This is a genomic window from Weizmannia sp. FSL K6-3076, assembly GCF_038007245.1.
Taxonomy (GTDB): domain Bacteria; phylum Bacillota; class Bacilli; order Bacillales; family Bacillaceae_C; genus Weizmannia; species Weizmannia faecalis.
In genome coordinates, this window is record NZ_JBBOWU010000001.1 from 781,442 (window position 1) to 796,753 (window position 15,312).

Genomic DNA, 15,312 nt, shown 5'->3' on the forward strand with positions numbered 1-15,312 from the left:
GCCGCTCCATGGTTTGCTTACGTTCGATGATGTGCCGGATAAGCCCGTACAATTTCATCCTGCCATTTTTCAAGGATTTTCCTGATATTTTCCGGGGCGGTTTTCGGCTTGCGGGTGTAAGACAGCAGGCCGTTTGTTTCCTGCTCGACATCTGAAAGCTGCGTATAACAAAAGCCTCCTCCTTATCAAAACGTATTATAATAAAAAAATAAAAATTTAGAAATAATTTATTGCCGAGGTATTTTTTATGAGAAAAATCTATGAATTCATGAGTAAAGATGAGAAGAAGAAGGCTATATCTTTGCTTACTAAAGATATAGATGAGCTAAAGAAGGAACAAAAACGAGAAGATGAAAAGGGATATCCCCGAGTAATAAAAGATGCAATAGAAGAAACAATCCAAAGGTACATAAAAGATATGGAGTATTTAAAAGATGATTTAAAAAAAGAAGAGAAAAAATCTTAAATCAGTTATTACAGCAGTGGATCGCATTGGAATGGTAAATGATTGTACTGAGGCTGTATTATTTAAGGCTTGCTGAATAAGCAAAATTCCTAGATTTGGCAAGAGTGCTGACAGCTTTGGCAACAATTTAAATGCAAGGATTTTACAACAAATCCAGGGAAAAGCTTGCACTCGAAAGCCGATTCAACGTATTTAGAAGACAAAATCACGCATTCTCACATATATTTTGCGACAGAGCTTGCAGACAAATTTGGTACAAACTCAGAATCGGATTCGTTCAGCAAGCCCTATTTAGAAATGGAATATTACCAGTAAAAATTTTAGTAAAAATGTTGCCTTTTTTTACTTCTGCGTGTAAGATGGAATTGAAGAAAACGTTTGCAATCTTTTTATTCTATTCTATTACACTTAGGGGGAACGAACATGAGCAACCCAAATTTGCCTCAGGCTTTTAAGGAGTATTTCGGGACGGCGGCGGAGCGCGCGTTTTTTGCGCCGGGCCGGATTAATCTGATCGGGGAGCATACCGACTATAACGGCGGCCATGTGTTTCCGTGCGCGATTACCATGGGGACGTATGCTTTGGCCAAAAAACGCGATGACCGCAACATTCGCTTTGTATCTTTGAATTTTAAAGAAAAAGGCGTTATCGAATTTATGCTTGACGATCTGGCATACAACAAAGCACATGACTGGGCCAATTACCCGAAAGGCATGCTGAAATATTTGAAGGAAGCGGGGCATGAAATAGAACAGGGTTTTGACTGCCTCGTGTACGGCAATATTCCGAATGGGGCCGGCCTGTCTTCTTCCGCCTCCATTGAACTATTAACCGGCGTGATGCTTGAAAAATTGTTCAACCTGAAAGTGGAACAGCTCGATCTTGTCAAGCTCGGGCAAAAAACGGAAAACCAATTTATCGGCGTAAACAGCGGGATCATGGATCAGTTCGCGGTCGGGATGGGCAAAAAAGACGCGGGCATTTTGCTCGACTGTGCCACACTTGCGTACGAATATGCCCCGATCAAGCTGGATCACCATAAAATTTTGATTATGAACACGAATAAACGCCGTGAACTTGCGGACTCTAAATATAATGAACGACGTGCGGAATGTGAATCGGCACTGAAACAGCTGCAAAAGAAACTCGATATCGAAACGCTCGGCGATTTGACAGAAGAAGCATTTGAAAAAAACAAGGAAATCATAGACAATGAGATTGTGAGGAAACGGGCAAAACATGCGGTTTACGAAAATGTGCGCACGCTAAAAGCACTTGACGCATTAAAACGCGGCGACCTGCCCGCTTTCGGGGAACTGATCAATGCCTCCCACCGTTCGCTGCGGGATGATTATGAAGTGACCGGCAAAGAACTCGATACGCTGGCCGAAACCGCCTGGAAGCAGGAGGGCGTGCTCGGGGCGAGAATGACGGGCGCAGGATTCGGCGGATGTGCGATCGCGATTGTCGAAACTGACAAAGTTGATGCGTTCATTAAAAATGTCGGGGACGTCTATGAAAAAGAAATCGGCTACCGGGCGGACTTCTACACCGCAAGCATCGGTGACGGAGCAAAAGAAATGACAATGGAGGAACTTGCATGAGCATTTTAGTATTAGGCGGGGCCGGTTATATCGGCTCGCATGCCGTATATCAACTGATCGACCAAAAATATGACGTGGTGGTGATTGACAATCTGCAAACCGGCCACCGCGCCGCAATCCATCCAAAGGCAAAATTTTACGAAGGTGATATTCGCGACCGTGCCTTTATGCAGGAAGTTTTCGGGAAAGAAAAAATTGACGCGATCATTCATTTTGCAGCCAACTCGCTTGTCGGCGAATCGATGGAACAGCCGCTGAAATATTTCGACAACAACGTATATGGCACGCAAATTGTGCTTGAAATGATGAAAGAATTCCATGTGCCGCATATTGTGTTTTCTTCGACCGCTGCAACATACGGGGAACCGGAACACGTGCCGATTACAGAGACAATGCCGACCGTTCCGACCAACACTTACGGCGAGACAAAACTGACGATGGAAAAAATGATGAAATGGTGTGAAAAAGCGTACGGCATTAAATACGTTGCACTTCGCTATTTTAACGTAGCCGGCGCAAGATCAACCGGCGAAATCGGCGAAGACCACCATCCGGAAACGCATCTCATCCCGGTTGTATTGGAAACGGTGCTTGGAAAACGTGAGGCGATCACCATTTTCGGCGAAGACTATGATACAAAAGATGGGACATGCGTCCGCGATTACATCCATGTGGAGGACTTGATTGATGCCCATATTCTTGCGCTTCAATATTTACAGAACGGCGGCGCAAGCGATGTGTTCAACCTCGGATCAAGCAACGGATTTTCCGTCAAAGAAATTGTGGATACCGTGCGGGAAGTGACCGGCAAGGGCTTTAACGTCAAAATCGGCGACCGCCGCGCTGGGGATCCGAGCACGCTGATCGCTTCATCCGACAAGGCAAAGCGTGTGCTCGGCTGGAATCCGAAAAAAACGGATATCCGCCAGATTATCAAAGATGCATGGAACTGGCATGAAAGCCATCCAAACGGTTACGACGACAGAAGGTGAAATCATTGGCCATTTTTGAAACGGTCGAGCAGCTTGTAAACAAGGCTGTCCGTGCCGGGTTAATCGGGGAAGAAGACCGGGTGTATGCGAGAAACCAGGTGCTGTCACTTTTGCATCTGGATGAATTTCATGAACCGGAAGAAGGCGGGGCGGATCAGGATATTCCTGATCTCCTCCGCATCCTTGTCCGTTACGCGTGCGAAAAAGGCATCATTCAGGATGTATTGGATGAGAAAGACATTTTTGCAAGCCACATCATGAATGTGTTTACGCCGCGCCCGTCAACGGTAAACTATATTTTCCGGGAAAAATATGCGGAAAGCCCGGCTGAAGCGACCGATTATTTTTACGCATTAAGCAAACACAGCAATTATATCCAAACGAAGCAGATTGCGAAAAACATTGTATACAAGACGCCAACGGAATACGGCGATCTTGACATTACCATCAATCTTTCAAAACCGGAAAAAGACCCGAAGTCCATTGCCAGGGAAAAAAACGCCAAAAAAGGGCATTACCCGAAATGCCTTCTTTGCATGGAAAATGAAGGATATGCCGGCAGAACGGGGCACCCGGCACGGTCGAACCACCGGCTTATCCGCCTTACCCTCGGCGGCGAGCCGTGGTATTTGCAATATTCACCATATATGTATTACAACGAACATTGCATTGTGCTGTCAGAAACACACCGCGATATGAAAATCGACAAAGCGGCTTTTCAAAGATTGCTTGAATTTGTCGGGCGGTTCCCGCATTATTTCCTTGGTTCAAATGCCGATCTGCCGATTGTCGGCGGTTCGATTTTGTCGCACGACCATTATCAGGGCGGGCGTTATGAATTTGCGATGGCAAAAGCGGCTGACGACTGGCAGTTTGAAATGAAGGCATTTCCGGATGTGGAAGCCGCCGTTATCAAATGGCCGATATCGGTCATCCGGCTGCGAAGTGCAGAGGCAGCAAGGCTTACAGAGGCCGCGGATCATATTTTGCAAATCTGGAAACAGTACAGCGATCCTTCCGCCGACATTCTCGCGGAAACAAACGGGACGCCGCATAACACGATTACGCCGATCGCAAGAAAACGCGCGGGCCGGTTTGAACTTGATCTTGTGCTCCGCAACAACCGGACAAGCGAAACCCATCCGCTTGGCATTTTCCACCCGCACGCTGAGGTCCATCATATTAAAAAAGAAAACATCGGGCTGATTGAAGTGATGGGGCTTGCGGTTCTGCCAGCGCGGCTGAAAAATGAGCTGGCCGAAGTGGAAAAATTTTTGCTCGGGCAGCCGAATGATATTGCCGACTACCATCTTGACTGGGCAAACGGATTGAAGAAAAAATACGAAGGCACGGTGGCGGCGGAAAACGTGGAAGGCATCGTCCGCAACGAAGTGGGCAAAGTCTTCCTGCAAGTTTTGCAGCACGCCGGCGTCTTCAAACGGGACGAAAAAGGGAAACAGGCATTCCGGAACTTTTTACGCAAGTTGTAGTAGCGGTCCGTTCCAACATTTTTGTGTAGATGTTAACGGCGAATCGTGCGGGCTGCTAAACATCTTCCGGAATGAATCGCGCAGTCCAAGCAGCAGGCCGGTTTTTACAGGACTGTGAGACCGGCCGCAGACTCTGGAAGCGATTGGCGCGGTCGCGGGGAACTGGAGCCGGGAACGCGTTCCAACATTTTTAGCATACGCTTTTGACGCATATAGGGGGCTGCAGATCACATTCCGTAACTTTTAGCTCAGACGGGTACACCGGGCCGTTTTATATGGCCCGCAATCTTTAACGGAAAAGGGCTGATCAAAATGGAAATCAAAAAGGCATTGTTTGGGGAATTGGAAGGGCGTCCGGTCTATGCTTATGAATTGAAAAATGACTGTGGCGTATCTGTAACGGTGCTTGAATACGGTTGCATCATCAACAAGATCATCGTGCCGGACAAAAACGGCAAAGCGGAAAATATCGTGCTCGGGTATGACAACCTTGACGGCTACCTCCATGGTGTTCCGTATTTCGGCGCTATCATCGGCCGTATTGCCGGCAGGATCGCCGGGGCTTCTTTTGAACTGGACGGCAAAACATACAAGCTTTCTGCCAATGAAAACCGCAACCATCTCCATGGCGGCTTCAAAGGGTTTAACGCCGTCATCTGGGACAGCACACCCATTGAACAAGACGGCGCAGTTGGTGTGAAATTTACGCATATAAGCCCGGACGGCGAAGAAGGCTATCCCGGAAATCTCGATGCCACCGTGACCTATCTTTTAACAAATGAACAAGAACTGAAGCTGTCTTATCAGGCACATACGGATAAAAAAACGATCGTCAACATGACCAATCATGCATACTTCAATTTAAGCGGCGATATGAAACGCGATGTACGCGGGCACAAATTGCAAATCCCGAGTAACCGTGTGCTTGAACTTGGCCAGGAAACGCTGCCGACAGGGAAGACTTTCGATGTCACCGGCACCGCGTTCGATTTTCGGAACGGGCGAAAAATCGAAGACGGCACGGTATCAGATCATCCGCAAAACGTCCTTGTCGGAAACGGCTATGACCACGCGTTTTTATTGCCGGAAACGGAAAAAACGATCCGCTTAAAAGACGAAGAGAGCGGGCGCGTGCTGACGGTGGAAACCGACCAGCCTTGCGTCGTCGTTTATACTTGCAATACAATGGGCAATGACGAATATGAAATCCGCGGCCGCAAGCCTTCAGATTATTTGGCGGTCTGCCTTGAGACGCAGGGTGTGCCGGATGCGATCCATCACCCTGAATACCCGTCTGTGATTCTAGAGCCGGGTGAAACATACCGTGCCCATACAAAATGGATTTTTGGTTGAAAAAGATTGAGGTGTAAGCATGGCAACGATTAAAGATATTGCAGAGAAGGCGGGTGTTTCCATTTCAACGGTTTCACGCGTGCTGAATAACGACCCGTCACTTTCCGTTAGTGACGATACGAAAAAAAGAATCTTTGAAGCGGCTGAAGCGCTTTCCTACAAGAAAAAAACAGCCCGGAAACCGGAAAAAATCAAAATTGCGCTAGTGTACTGGTATACGGAACAAGAAGAGCTGAATGATTTGTATTATTTATCGATCAGAATGGGCATTGAAGCACGCTGCAGCATGAAAAATATCCGGCTGACGAAATACGATTTGACGCATTTGGAAGAGATGGGGAAAGAGCAAATCCAGGGCATTATTGCTGTCGGGAAATTCAGCCTGGCGCAAGTGGAGAAGCTTCTCTCTGTTACCCCGAATATCGTATTTGTCGACTGCTCGCCTGACGACAACCGCTTTGATGCTGTTGTGGCCGATTTTGAAAAAGCGACAGAAAAAGTGCTCGCCTATTTTACGGAAAAAGGCCATACACAAATCGGCTTTATCGGCGGCAGGGAAAATTATAAAGATGCGTCCGCCACGATTGAGGATCCGCGCGAAACGGCGTTCAGGCGCTGGATGCAGGCAGCAGGCCGCTGGAATGAAAAATGGGTATATATCGGTGCGTTTTCGACTGAAGACGGATACCAGTTGATGAACGAGGCGATCCGCGAACACGGGGACGCGCTTCCGACCGCTTTTTTTGCCGCCAATGATGCGATTGCGATCGGGTGCCTTAAGGCGCTTGCGGAAAACAACATCCCGGTGCCCGGCCGCGTGAGCCTTATCGGCGTCAATGACATCTCGCTGTCCAAATATGTTTTCCCGCCGCTTTCTACTGTGAAAGTGTATACGGAATTGATGGGCGAGACAGCAGTCGATACGCTGCTGGAACGTTTGGAAGGCAGAACCGTTGCAAAGAAAATTTTTATTGCCACAAAACTTGTTTGCCGCAAAAGCGGATGAGTGAGTGGGAAAGCGGGTAAAAATGATTTTGAGGCTGTCTGTTGCGATCTTGGTTTTGGAATGGTATGGCCGCGAACTTTACGGAAAGCGGAGTAAATTTTAGGGCAGATGATGCAAAGGTGCCGAAGCAGTGCAGGTCCCGGTTTCAATAATAGCGGGGGCACGAAAGAAAATGGGCGGGCTTTGCGAAAAGTAGAGTAGCGATTAAGGCAGGCTTTGCAAATGCATCGGGGCAGTGCGAGTATAGGTTGCTGTTTCGAAATGGCATATATTGCAAACAAAACCGCCGCAAACCTGTCGTAAGTGGGCAGGATTTTAGGGCAGATGATGCAATGCCTTGAAGCATTGCAAGTACCTGCTTCAAAAATAGCAGTGGCGCGAAAGAATGGCCGCGGCTTTGCGAAAAGTAGAGTAGCGATTAAGGCAGGTTTTGCAAATGTATCGAGCAGTGTGGATCCCGGCTCCAGCCCGGTTCCAGGCTGCAGCACTTGCCTCGTGCAAAGCGGAGGCCCGCATAAAGCCGGGGCCGCATGCATATAATAGAAGCATGCACGAATGCGCCGGGACGGTTTGCACACTTGCCTGCATACGTTAACGCAGCAGGGCCGGTCCCCTTTTTTGTGTTAAAGTGTGTTATACTAAACATAAGAAGGGAGTCTTTTATGATGGCATATTTTAATAACCAGAAGGAGCCGGTGCCTGAGGTGGAAACGACCGTATGGGCCTGCACAAACGATGATTGCAACGGTTTTATGCGTGAAAACTTTACTTTTGAAGAAAAGCCGCACTGCCCGCTCTGCCACTCCGATATGAAAAAAGAAGTACGCGTGCTGCCAGTTATCGGAAGTTAAAAAAACAGTTATTTTTTGTTGCCATTTTTCGGGCCTGTTGAAACCCCTGTTTTCAACGGGTTTTTTACTATCTGCGGGAATCGTTAAGCCATTTTTTGTAAAACCCGATTGCGCGCGGTCTCCAGCATACAAAAGGGGTGCCATGAAAGCACCCCTTTATCTCACTTTTTTTCTTTCCATTCGGCGAATATCTCATCCGCGATTTCTTCCAGAGATTTCACTTTGCCGTGCGGGTTTTGCGATTCTTTCCGGACTTTCCACTGTCGTTCTTCTTCGCGCTTTGATTTACTCACTTGGATCACTCCTGTTTGCCATCTGTAAATTTCGCGAATCTTTTCATATCCTTATCCGTTTCAAGCGCTGTCACAGCAAACGGTTTATAAGGCTTATGTTCACTGAACAAGCCAACCTGGTTGCTCCCATGCGCATCATTGACAACCGTTTCCGCCTCATTGTCCCGATGCGTCACCTCACGTTTGTCAGGCATAGTATTTCCACTCCTTGTTCAAAATAAAATCATGTTTTCCGCCGATCAATGTTATAATTACCTATTATGAAGCAAACGATTTACGGAGGAGGAAACTGCTGCAATGGATTTAACACCAGGAACCGTTGCCGAACTTACGGTGGTGCGGGAAGCGCCGTTCGGTTATTTTTTATCTAACGGGACAGAAGACGTGCTCCTGCATCACCGGGATATTGTGGAACCCTTTGATCCGGAAGCGGTGCAAACGGTCTTTCTATATCAGGACCATCAGGGGAGGCTGGCCGCGACAAATGTGATTCCGGACATCCGATTGGGGACATACGGCTGGGCGGAAGTTGCCGGCACCAAAGAAAAACTTGGCGTTTTCGTTTCGATCGGAATTCACAAAGACATGCTTCTTTCTGTTGATGACTTGCCCCCGATCCGCTCGCTCTGGCCGGAAAAAGGCGATCGTTTATACATTACCCTTGATCTTGACAAACATGGGCGCTTATTCGCAAAATTAGCCGAAGAAAACATGGTCAGGGATTTAGCGAAACAAGCCGGTCGTGAAATGTGGAACAAAGATGTCACCGGGCATGTGTTCCGACTGACAAAAGCGGGTTCTTCAATCATAACCGATGAGGGCTTTATTGGCTTCATCCATGAATCACAGCGCAAAAACGAACCGCGCCTCGGGCAGAAAGTGGAAGGCCGCGTCATTGATGTAAAAGAAGACGGGACACTGAATATCTCGCTTTTGGGGCGCGCTTATGAAGCATTGGATAAAGATGCGGAAAATATCCTTGCCTATATGGATTCCCGCGGCGGAAAAATGCCGTATTGGGATAAAAGCATGCCGGAAGAGATTCAGGAGCGGTTTGGCATCAGCAAAGCGGCGTTTAAACGTGCGCTCGGCCGTCTGATGAAAAACGGCACCGTCTATCAAGAAGAAGGCTGGACTTATCGGAAGGAGGAAAAGTAATGGCAGCTCCAAGGTTGAAACGCATTCACCATATTGCCATCATTTGTTCCGATTATGCAAAATCAAAGCATTTTTATGTCGATTGCCTTGGATTGGAGCCGGTGCGGGAAGTATATCGGAAAGAGCGGGATTCCTACAAACTGGATCTTTCGGTCGGCAGCGTATATCAGATCGAGCTGTTTTCCTTTCCGAATCCGCCCGCGCGCCCGACATTTCCGGAAGCTGCGGGCTTGCGGCATCTTGCATTTGAAACGGACGATGTAGAAGCGGATAAAAAGTGGCTTGAAGAAATGGGCATTCAAGTAGAAGACATCCGCATTGACCCGCTTACAGATAAAAAATTCACCTTTTTCCAGGATCCCGACGGTCTTCCGATCGAATTGTATGAAAGCTGACCTGTTACTGCGGATGAAAAAATTTGCAGACAAACGGCCGGTGCAAAAAAACAGATTGGCAGATAAAGAAATAGAAAACGCCCCCGTATAAACACTAAAATTTGGCAAACAAAAAAGCGGCATCCGGACAGCAAAAAAATGGCAGGCAAGAAACGAAAAATGGTTCCAAATGGGCAAAAAATTTTTCGCTCAGAAGATAGCTGAAGACAAACGGCCGATTGAAAAACACGGGGATACCGGGACAGCAAAAAATGGCAGGCAAGAAACGAAAAATGGTTCCAAATGGGCAAAAAATTTTGCATGCAGAAGATAGCTGAAGACAAACGGCCGATTGAAAAACACGGGGATACCGGGACAGCAAAAAATGGCAGGCAAGAAATGAAAAACGTCCCCAAACGGGCAAAAAAATTTTGCGTGCGGAAAGCAAATGGCCGGTGCAAAAACACGGGATAACCGGCGCGGGTGCAGGAGCGGTGTGCTATAATGAAAAGGACTGAAAATGCTTTGTTCATATTTGAGCAAAGGATTGCCTTTCAAGGAGGAAGATTTGAATGAGCGAGCCTTTATTTCTTGAACCGGTTTTTAAAGAAAGAATTTGGGGAGGAACCGCGCTGAGGGACCGGTTTGGTTACCGCATCCCGTCTGACCATACAGGGGAGTGCTGGGCTATTTCCGGCCATCCGAACGGCCCGTCGACTGTAAAAAACGGTGAATTTGCCGGCAAAACCTTGATGGAACTGTGGGAAGAAAGACGTGACTTGTTCGGCGGAATGTCTGGAAAAGGATTCCCGCTCCTGACGAAAATTCTCGATGCAAATGCAGATTTATCGGTTCAGGTTCACCCGGATGATGCATACGCCAATGAACACGAAAACGGAGAACTTGGCAAAACGGAATGCTGGTACATCATTGATTGCAAGGAAGACGCACAGCTCGTTTACGGGCATCATGCCAAAACGAAAGAAGAATTCGTCCGCCTGGTTGAAGAAGGAAAATGGGACAGCCTGCTGCGCAAAGTGCCGATTCACCCGGGGGACTTTTTCTATGTGCCGAGCGGGACGATTCATGCTCTTTGTGAAGGGACGCTTGTGCTCGAAACGCAGCAAAGCAGTGATACAACGTACCGCGTTTATGACTACGACCGGACGGATGCTGCCGGCAACAAACGTGAACTGCATTTGCAAAAAGCCATTGATGTTACAACGATACCGCACCGGGATGCCGCAGTCCTCCCCCGTACGGAAGAAAAACCGGGTGTTACCATCACAACGTTTGCAAAGGAAGCCTTTTTCTCTGTATATAAATGGGATGTAAAAGGAACCGCATCGTTTACCCAAAACAAACCGTTCGAACTGGCCAGCGTGCTTGACGGGGAAGGGGCCATGAAAGCCGACGGAAAAACTTATCCGCTTGAAAAAGGGATGCATTTTCTGCTGCCGTCCGGATTTGGCCATTTTGAACTGGAAGGTCATCTGACGCTGATCATATCCCATCCGTAAACTGTCTGTCTATCAAGAATATTGCAGCAAACGGCAGAAAACCGATATAATGAAAAATACATGACAACTGAGTATGGGGGAGACGTTGAAAATGCCAATCAATATACCGAAAGATTTACCTGCCGGAGAGCTGCTGAGACAAGAGAAAATTTTTGTGATGGATGAGGACAGGGCGAGAACGCAGGATATCCGTCCGCTGAATATATTAATCTTAAATTTAATGCCGGAAAAAGAAAAGACGGAGTTGCAGCTGCTGCGCCTTCTTGGCAATACGCCGTTGCAGGTCAACATCACTTTTCTCCGGACGTCGACTTACCAATCCAAAAACGTCAGCAGCTACCATTTAGAACATTTTTACACGGTTTTTGACGAGGTGAAAAGCCGCCGTTTTGACGGGATGATTATTACCGGTGCCCCGGTTGAAAAAATGGATTTCGAAGCGGTGGATTATTGGGACGAGCTGAAGCAAATCATGGATTGGACCAAAACCAATGTCACGTCGACACTACATATTTGCTGGGGCGCGCAGGCTGCCTTGTACTACCATTACGGCATTGAGAAGTACGAACTGCCGGAAAAGTGTTTCGGCATTTTCAAACACCGCTTGTTTTTGCCGATGGTCAAGCTGGTCCGCGGATTTGATGAGGTTTTTAACGCGCCCCATTCCCGCTATACGGATGTTGCACGCGGAGCCATTGAAAACCATCCGGAACTGCAGCTCGTTTCCATATCGGAAGAGGGTTCGCCGTTCATTGTGATGGACGAAAACGGGAAAAATATTATGATCACCGGCCATTTGGAATATGATGCCACAACCCTTGCTGATGAATATGTGCGCGATCAGCAAAGAGGACTTGGCACCGCCCTCCCGAAAAATTATTTTCCCAATAACGATGCCAATGAGAGGCCGCTCCATACATGGCGCTCGCACAGCTACTTACTTTTTTCCAATTGGCTGAACTATTATGTATACCAGGAAACACCGTACCAATGGTAAACAAAGGGCTGTCCCGCAAACAGGGGCGGCTTTTTTGGTGCTTGGGGATTTCAAAAGAAAGTTACCGTTCGATTCGGCTGGCTTTTGTTCCTTTGAAGCTCGCTAAGGGACAATGCGTAAACGGCAAAAAGCCCCCAATTGCTATCAGAAGCATCCCCCAAAAAAAAGAGGCAGCCCCGCGTATCAGGACAGCCCCTTTTCGCCTTCCGCTTTCGGAACCGCGAAAGAGAGAAGAAAACAAACAAGTGAAATTATGGCAAGTAGGATGAAGATCGAGTGAATGCCTGAAAAAAGCACATGCCGCAGCCAATCGCGCGCCGCTTCCGAAAACCGGCCTGCGCTTTCCGGATTGATCAGCCTGTTCAGCGAATTCGTCGTAAACCCGCCCGGATTGCCCTTCGCAAGTTCCCCGGCAACTTTTGCATTGAAATACGTACCGAATACAGCGGAACCCGCCGACTGCCCGAGATTCCGGAAAAATGTATTCGAAGCCGTCGCCGCCCCGCGCAAAGACCAGTCCACCGCCGACTGAACCGAAACGAGCGAGATCGTCATCACAATCCCGAACCCGAACCCGGAAATGGCGGAGAAAACGTAAAAACTCCATTCCTGCGTTCCCAATGAAAACAAGCTGAGCCAGGCAGTGCTTCCCAAGATGAAGGCCATCCCCGTTAAAAACGCCAAACGGTCCCCGTATTTCAACTGAAGCCTTCCGCCGGCAAAAGAGCCGAGCATCCACAGGACAGGGCTCGGTGCCAGCATAAGGCCGGAAAGCGTTGCGCCATGCCCTTCAAGCCCTTGGATCCACATCGGAATATACACGTTAATCCCCATCAGAACAGCACTGCCCAAAAAACAAACCAGATTTGAAACCGAAATGGCCCGGACGTGGAACAACGAAAGCGGCATTAATGGATCCGGATGCCGGTACTCAATCCATATAAATAAACCAAGGAGAATGACACTACCAGCTAATAATCCTATAATCACCGGGTTTCCCCAATCGCTTGTATCCCCGCCTTTTTGTAGGGCGTAAAGCAATGCAAGCATCCCGGCGGAAAAGGTGGCAGCCCCCCATACATCAATTGCATTTTCCGTTTTTTCCACCTGCTCATGTAAAAACAGGATGACCATCAAAACGGAAATCAGACCAAACGGCAGATTGATGAAAAAGATCCAGTGCCAGGTGAGCTGGTCGACAAAGAAACCGCCGAAAAGAGGCCCGATGACACCGGCAATGCCCCATGCCGCGCCCATAAACCCGAGCATTTTCGCCCGTTTTTCATGCGGATAAATATCGGCAACAATGGTATTCGTAACCGGCATGATCGCCCCGGCCCCGATTCCCTGAATGGCACGGAACACAATCAGCTGGCCCATCGAACCGGCGAGCCCGCACAATGTCGAACCGGCAAGGAAAACAACGGTGCCGGCCGTGAAAATTTTTTTGCGACCGTACAAATCCGCAAGCTTCCCGAAAATTGGAACCGTTACTGCTGAAGTGAGCAAATAAATGGCAAATACCCAGTTCATCACGCCGATCCCTTTCAGGTCGCTCACAATCCGCGGCATCGCGGTGCTGACAATCGTCCCCTCAATGGCTGTTAAAAAGGTGGCCACAAACAGGGCGATTGTGACCGCCTTGACATTGGTTTGTTTCATAAAAAGTCCTCCATGATTTGTTCGTTCTGCACTTTTTCTAGTATATATCAACTTGCCGCGGAAAAATAGATTTCTAGACTCAGGAAAGAATCTGCATAAAAAGAAATCATTTCCCCATAATAAAGATTGACATCTGACACATCATGAATGATAATTGGTATAGACAACTATATAAATTTTAAAAAAGAGGTGTTTTCCGTTGACGGAAAAAGTGCTGATCCACAGCAATCTTTATACAGGGAATGAACATATTGCAGACGGATTTATCCGGTTTACAGATAAAATCATTGAAACCGGCAAAATGGCAGATTACCGGCCGAAAGCAGGGGAAGAAGTGATCGACGGGAAAGGGATGACAACTATCCCGGGCATGATTGATGTCCATATCCATGGCGGCTATGGCATTGATGCGATGGATGCCGATCCGGAGGCGCTCGTTACATTAAGCCAAAAGTTGCGGCAGGAAGGGGTGACTTCCTTTTTCGCGACAACGATGACCCAGGATTACGGAAAAATCGAAGCCGCCTTGCGCGCCGTTAAAGTGGCAAAAGAAAAAGGGGGCACAACGATCGAAGGCATTCATCTCGAAGGGCCGTTTGTTTCGAAAAAAAGAGCGGGGGCCCAGCCGCTTGAATATATTAAGGCGCCGGACACGGAACTGTTTTTAAAGTGGGTTGAAGCTTCTGGCAATCTCATTAAGCTTGTCACCTATGCCCCTGAAAATGAAGGTGCACGGGCATTTGAAAATGTGATGATTGAACGCGGCATCGTGCCTTCCATGGGCCATTCAGATGCCGTCCGTGCTGAACTTTTACAAAGCAAGGCAACACACGCGACCCATCTTTATAATGGCATGCGCGGCCTGCACCACCGCGAGCCTGGCGTTGCGGGGCATGCGTTGCTGTCGCCTTATGTACAAGTTGAACTGATTGTTGACGGTATCCATGTGCATCCGGATATGGTGAAGTTCACGTATGAAATAAAAGGGCCGGAAAAAATCTCCGTCATTACTGATGCGATGCGGGCGAAAGGGCTGCCGGACGGGGAGTCGGAGCTCGGCGGCCAGAAAGTGCTGGTGAAAAATGGGGAAGCCCGGCTTGAAAATGGTGCGCTTGCCGGCAGCATCTTAAAGATGGACGATGCATTCCGCAACATTATGAAATTTACCGGCTGTTCGATTGCAGAAGCGGTACAGATGACTTCCGTGAACCAGGCGCGCGAGTTTGGCCTCGAACAAAAAGGAAGTCTCACGGCCGGGAAAGATGCCGATTTTGTACTGCTGGATGAACAATTGCAAGTGAAAACAACGTATCACCTTGGAGAGCGGGAATAACGCGCACAGACTGGTGTGAACCAGTCGCGCGATAAAAAAAGTCTTACGGCCAGGAAAGATGCCGATTTTGTACTGCTGGATGAACAATTGCAAGTGAAAGCAACGTATCATCTTGGAGAGCGGGAATAACACACACAGACTGGTGTGAACCAGTCGCGCGATAAAAAAAGTCTTACGGTCGGGAAAGATGCCGATTTCGTACTGCTGGATGA

At 48.1% G+C, this 15,312-nt stretch carries 15 protein-coding genes; 12 read left to right on the top strand and 3 right to left on the bottom strand.

All coding sequences use genetic code 11. From position 1 onward, the window contains the following. Nucleotides 1-247 precede the first annotated feature (247 nt). The 7 genes from NSS95_RS03430 to NSS95_RS03460 all read left to right on the top strand — a co-directional run bounded on the left by NSS95_RS03430 (nt 248) and on the right by NSS95_RS03460 (nt 7,763). Nucleotides 248-466, top strand: a complete 219-nt coding sequence (locus tag NSS95_RS03430) for a hypothetical protein (RefSeq protein WP_014095919.1) — start codon at nt 248-250, stop codon at nt 464-466. A 423-nt stretch (nt 467-889) separates the two neighbouring features. Beyond that, the gene (locus NSS95_RS03435; RefSeq protein WP_328228532.1) at nt 890-2,071 is read left to right on the top strand and encodes a galactokinase; all 1,182 of its coding nucleotides are present in this window, start codon (nt 890-892) and stop codon (nt 2,069-2,071) included. Next, nucleotides 2,068-3,063, top strand: coding sequence for a UDP-glucose 4-epimerase GalE (gene galE, locus NSS95_RS03440; protein ID WP_014095917.1), 996 nt, complete (start codon nt 2,068-2,070; stop codon nt 3,061-3,063). Before NSS95_RS03435 ends, galE begins: the two co-directional genes overlap by 4 nt. A gap of 5 nt (nt 3,064-3,068) precedes the next feature. After that, nucleotides 3,069-4,553: a UDP-glucose--hexose-1-phosphate uridylyltransferase gene (galT, locus tag NSS95_RS03445; protein ID WP_328228533.1), complete on the top strand. Its 1,485-nt coding sequence runs from the start codon at nt 3,069-3,071 to the stop codon at nt 4,551-4,553. A gap of 312 nt (nt 4,554-4,865) precedes the next feature. Further along, complete coding sequence (locus tag NSS95_RS03450) at nt 4,866-5,906, top strand: aldose epimerase family protein (protein WP_328228534.1); 1,041 nt, start codon at nt 4,866-4,868, stop codon at nt 5,904-5,906. Nucleotides 5,907-5,925: 19 nt separating this feature from the next. Beyond that, entirely contained in the window at nt 5,926-6,912 is a 987-nt protein-coding gene (locus NSS95_RS03455) for a LacI family DNA-binding transcriptional regulator (RefSeq protein WP_017551614.1), read from the top strand. Between the two features lie 662 nt (nt 6,913-7,574). After that, a complete protein-coding gene (locus NSS95_RS03460; RefSeq protein WP_014095913.1) occupies nt 7,575-7,763 on the top strand; it encodes a cold-shock protein in 189 nt (62 codons plus the stop codon). A 161-nt stretch (nt 7,764-7,924) separates the two neighbouring features. Here NSS95_RS03460 and NSS95_RS03465 read toward each other — a convergent pair whose 3' ends face one another. Both NSS95_RS03465 and NSS95_RS03470 read right to left on the bottom strand, forming a co-directional pair. After that, on the bottom strand, nt 7,925-8,056 hold the full coding sequence (locus NSS95_RS03465) for a DUF6254 family protein (protein WP_014095912.1): 132 nt from the start codon (nt 8,054-8,056) through the stop codon (nt 7,925-7,927). 5 nt (nt 8,057-8,061) lie between these two features. Then, nucleotides 8,062-8,250, bottom strand: coding sequence for a hypothetical protein (locus NSS95_RS03470; protein ID WP_014095911.1), 189 nt, complete (start codon nt 8,248-8,250; stop codon nt 8,062-8,064). Between the two features lie 103 nt (nt 8,251-8,353). On the opposite strand from NSS95_RS03470, the gene NSS95_RS03475 reads away from it, so the two are divergent. The 4 genes from NSS95_RS03475 (at nt 8,354) to metA (ending at nt 12,105) form a co-directional block, all read left to right on the top strand. After that, nucleotides 8,354-9,214 (top strand): CvfB family protein, encoded by an 861-nt coding sequence (locus NSS95_RS03475; protein WP_017551615.1) that lies wholly within the window; start codon nt 8,354-8,356, stop codon nt 9,212-9,214. Next, nucleotides 9,214-9,609 (top strand): SMU1112c/YaeR family gloxylase I-like metalloprotein, encoded by a 396-nt coding sequence (gloA2, locus tag NSS95_RS03480; protein WP_328228535.1) that lies wholly within the window; start codon nt 9,214-9,216, stop codon nt 9,607-9,609. The genes NSS95_RS03475 and gloA2 overlap by 1 nt, the downstream gene beginning before the upstream one ends. 551 nt (nt 9,610-10,160) lie before the next feature. Next, nucleotides 10,161-11,108, top strand: coding sequence for a mannose-6-phosphate isomerase, class I (manA, locus tag NSS95_RS03485; protein WP_017551620.1), 948 nt, complete (start codon nt 10,161-10,163; stop codon nt 11,106-11,108). Nucleotides 11,109-11,199: 91 nt separating this feature from the next. Next, the gene (metA, locus tag NSS95_RS03490; RefSeq protein WP_035189069.1) at nt 11,200-12,105 is read left to right on the top strand and encodes a homoserine O-acetyltransferase MetA; all 906 of its coding nucleotides are present in this window, start codon (nt 11,200-11,202) and stop codon (nt 12,103-12,105) included. Between the two features lie 183 nt (nt 12,106-12,288). On the opposite strand, the gene NSS95_RS03495 is transcribed toward metA, so the two are convergent. After that, nucleotides 12,289-13,767 carry an MDR family MFS transporter gene (locus NSS95_RS03495; protein WP_017551621.1) on the bottom strand — a complete coding sequence of 493 codons (1,479 nt, stop codon included), beginning with the start codon at nt 13,765-13,767 and terminating at the stop codon, nt 12,289-12,291. A gap of 199 nt (nt 13,768-13,966) precedes the next feature. Here NSS95_RS03495 and nagA point away from each other — a divergent pair, with 199 nt between their 5' ends. Then, the gene (nagA, locus tag NSS95_RS03500) at nt 13,967-15,100 is read left to right on the top strand and encodes an N-acetylglucosamine-6-phosphate deacetylase (RefSeq protein ID WP_014095905.1); all 1,134 of its coding nucleotides are present in this window, start codon (nt 13,967-13,969) and stop codon (nt 15,098-15,100) included. Nucleotides 15,101-15,312 lie beyond the last annotated feature (212 nt).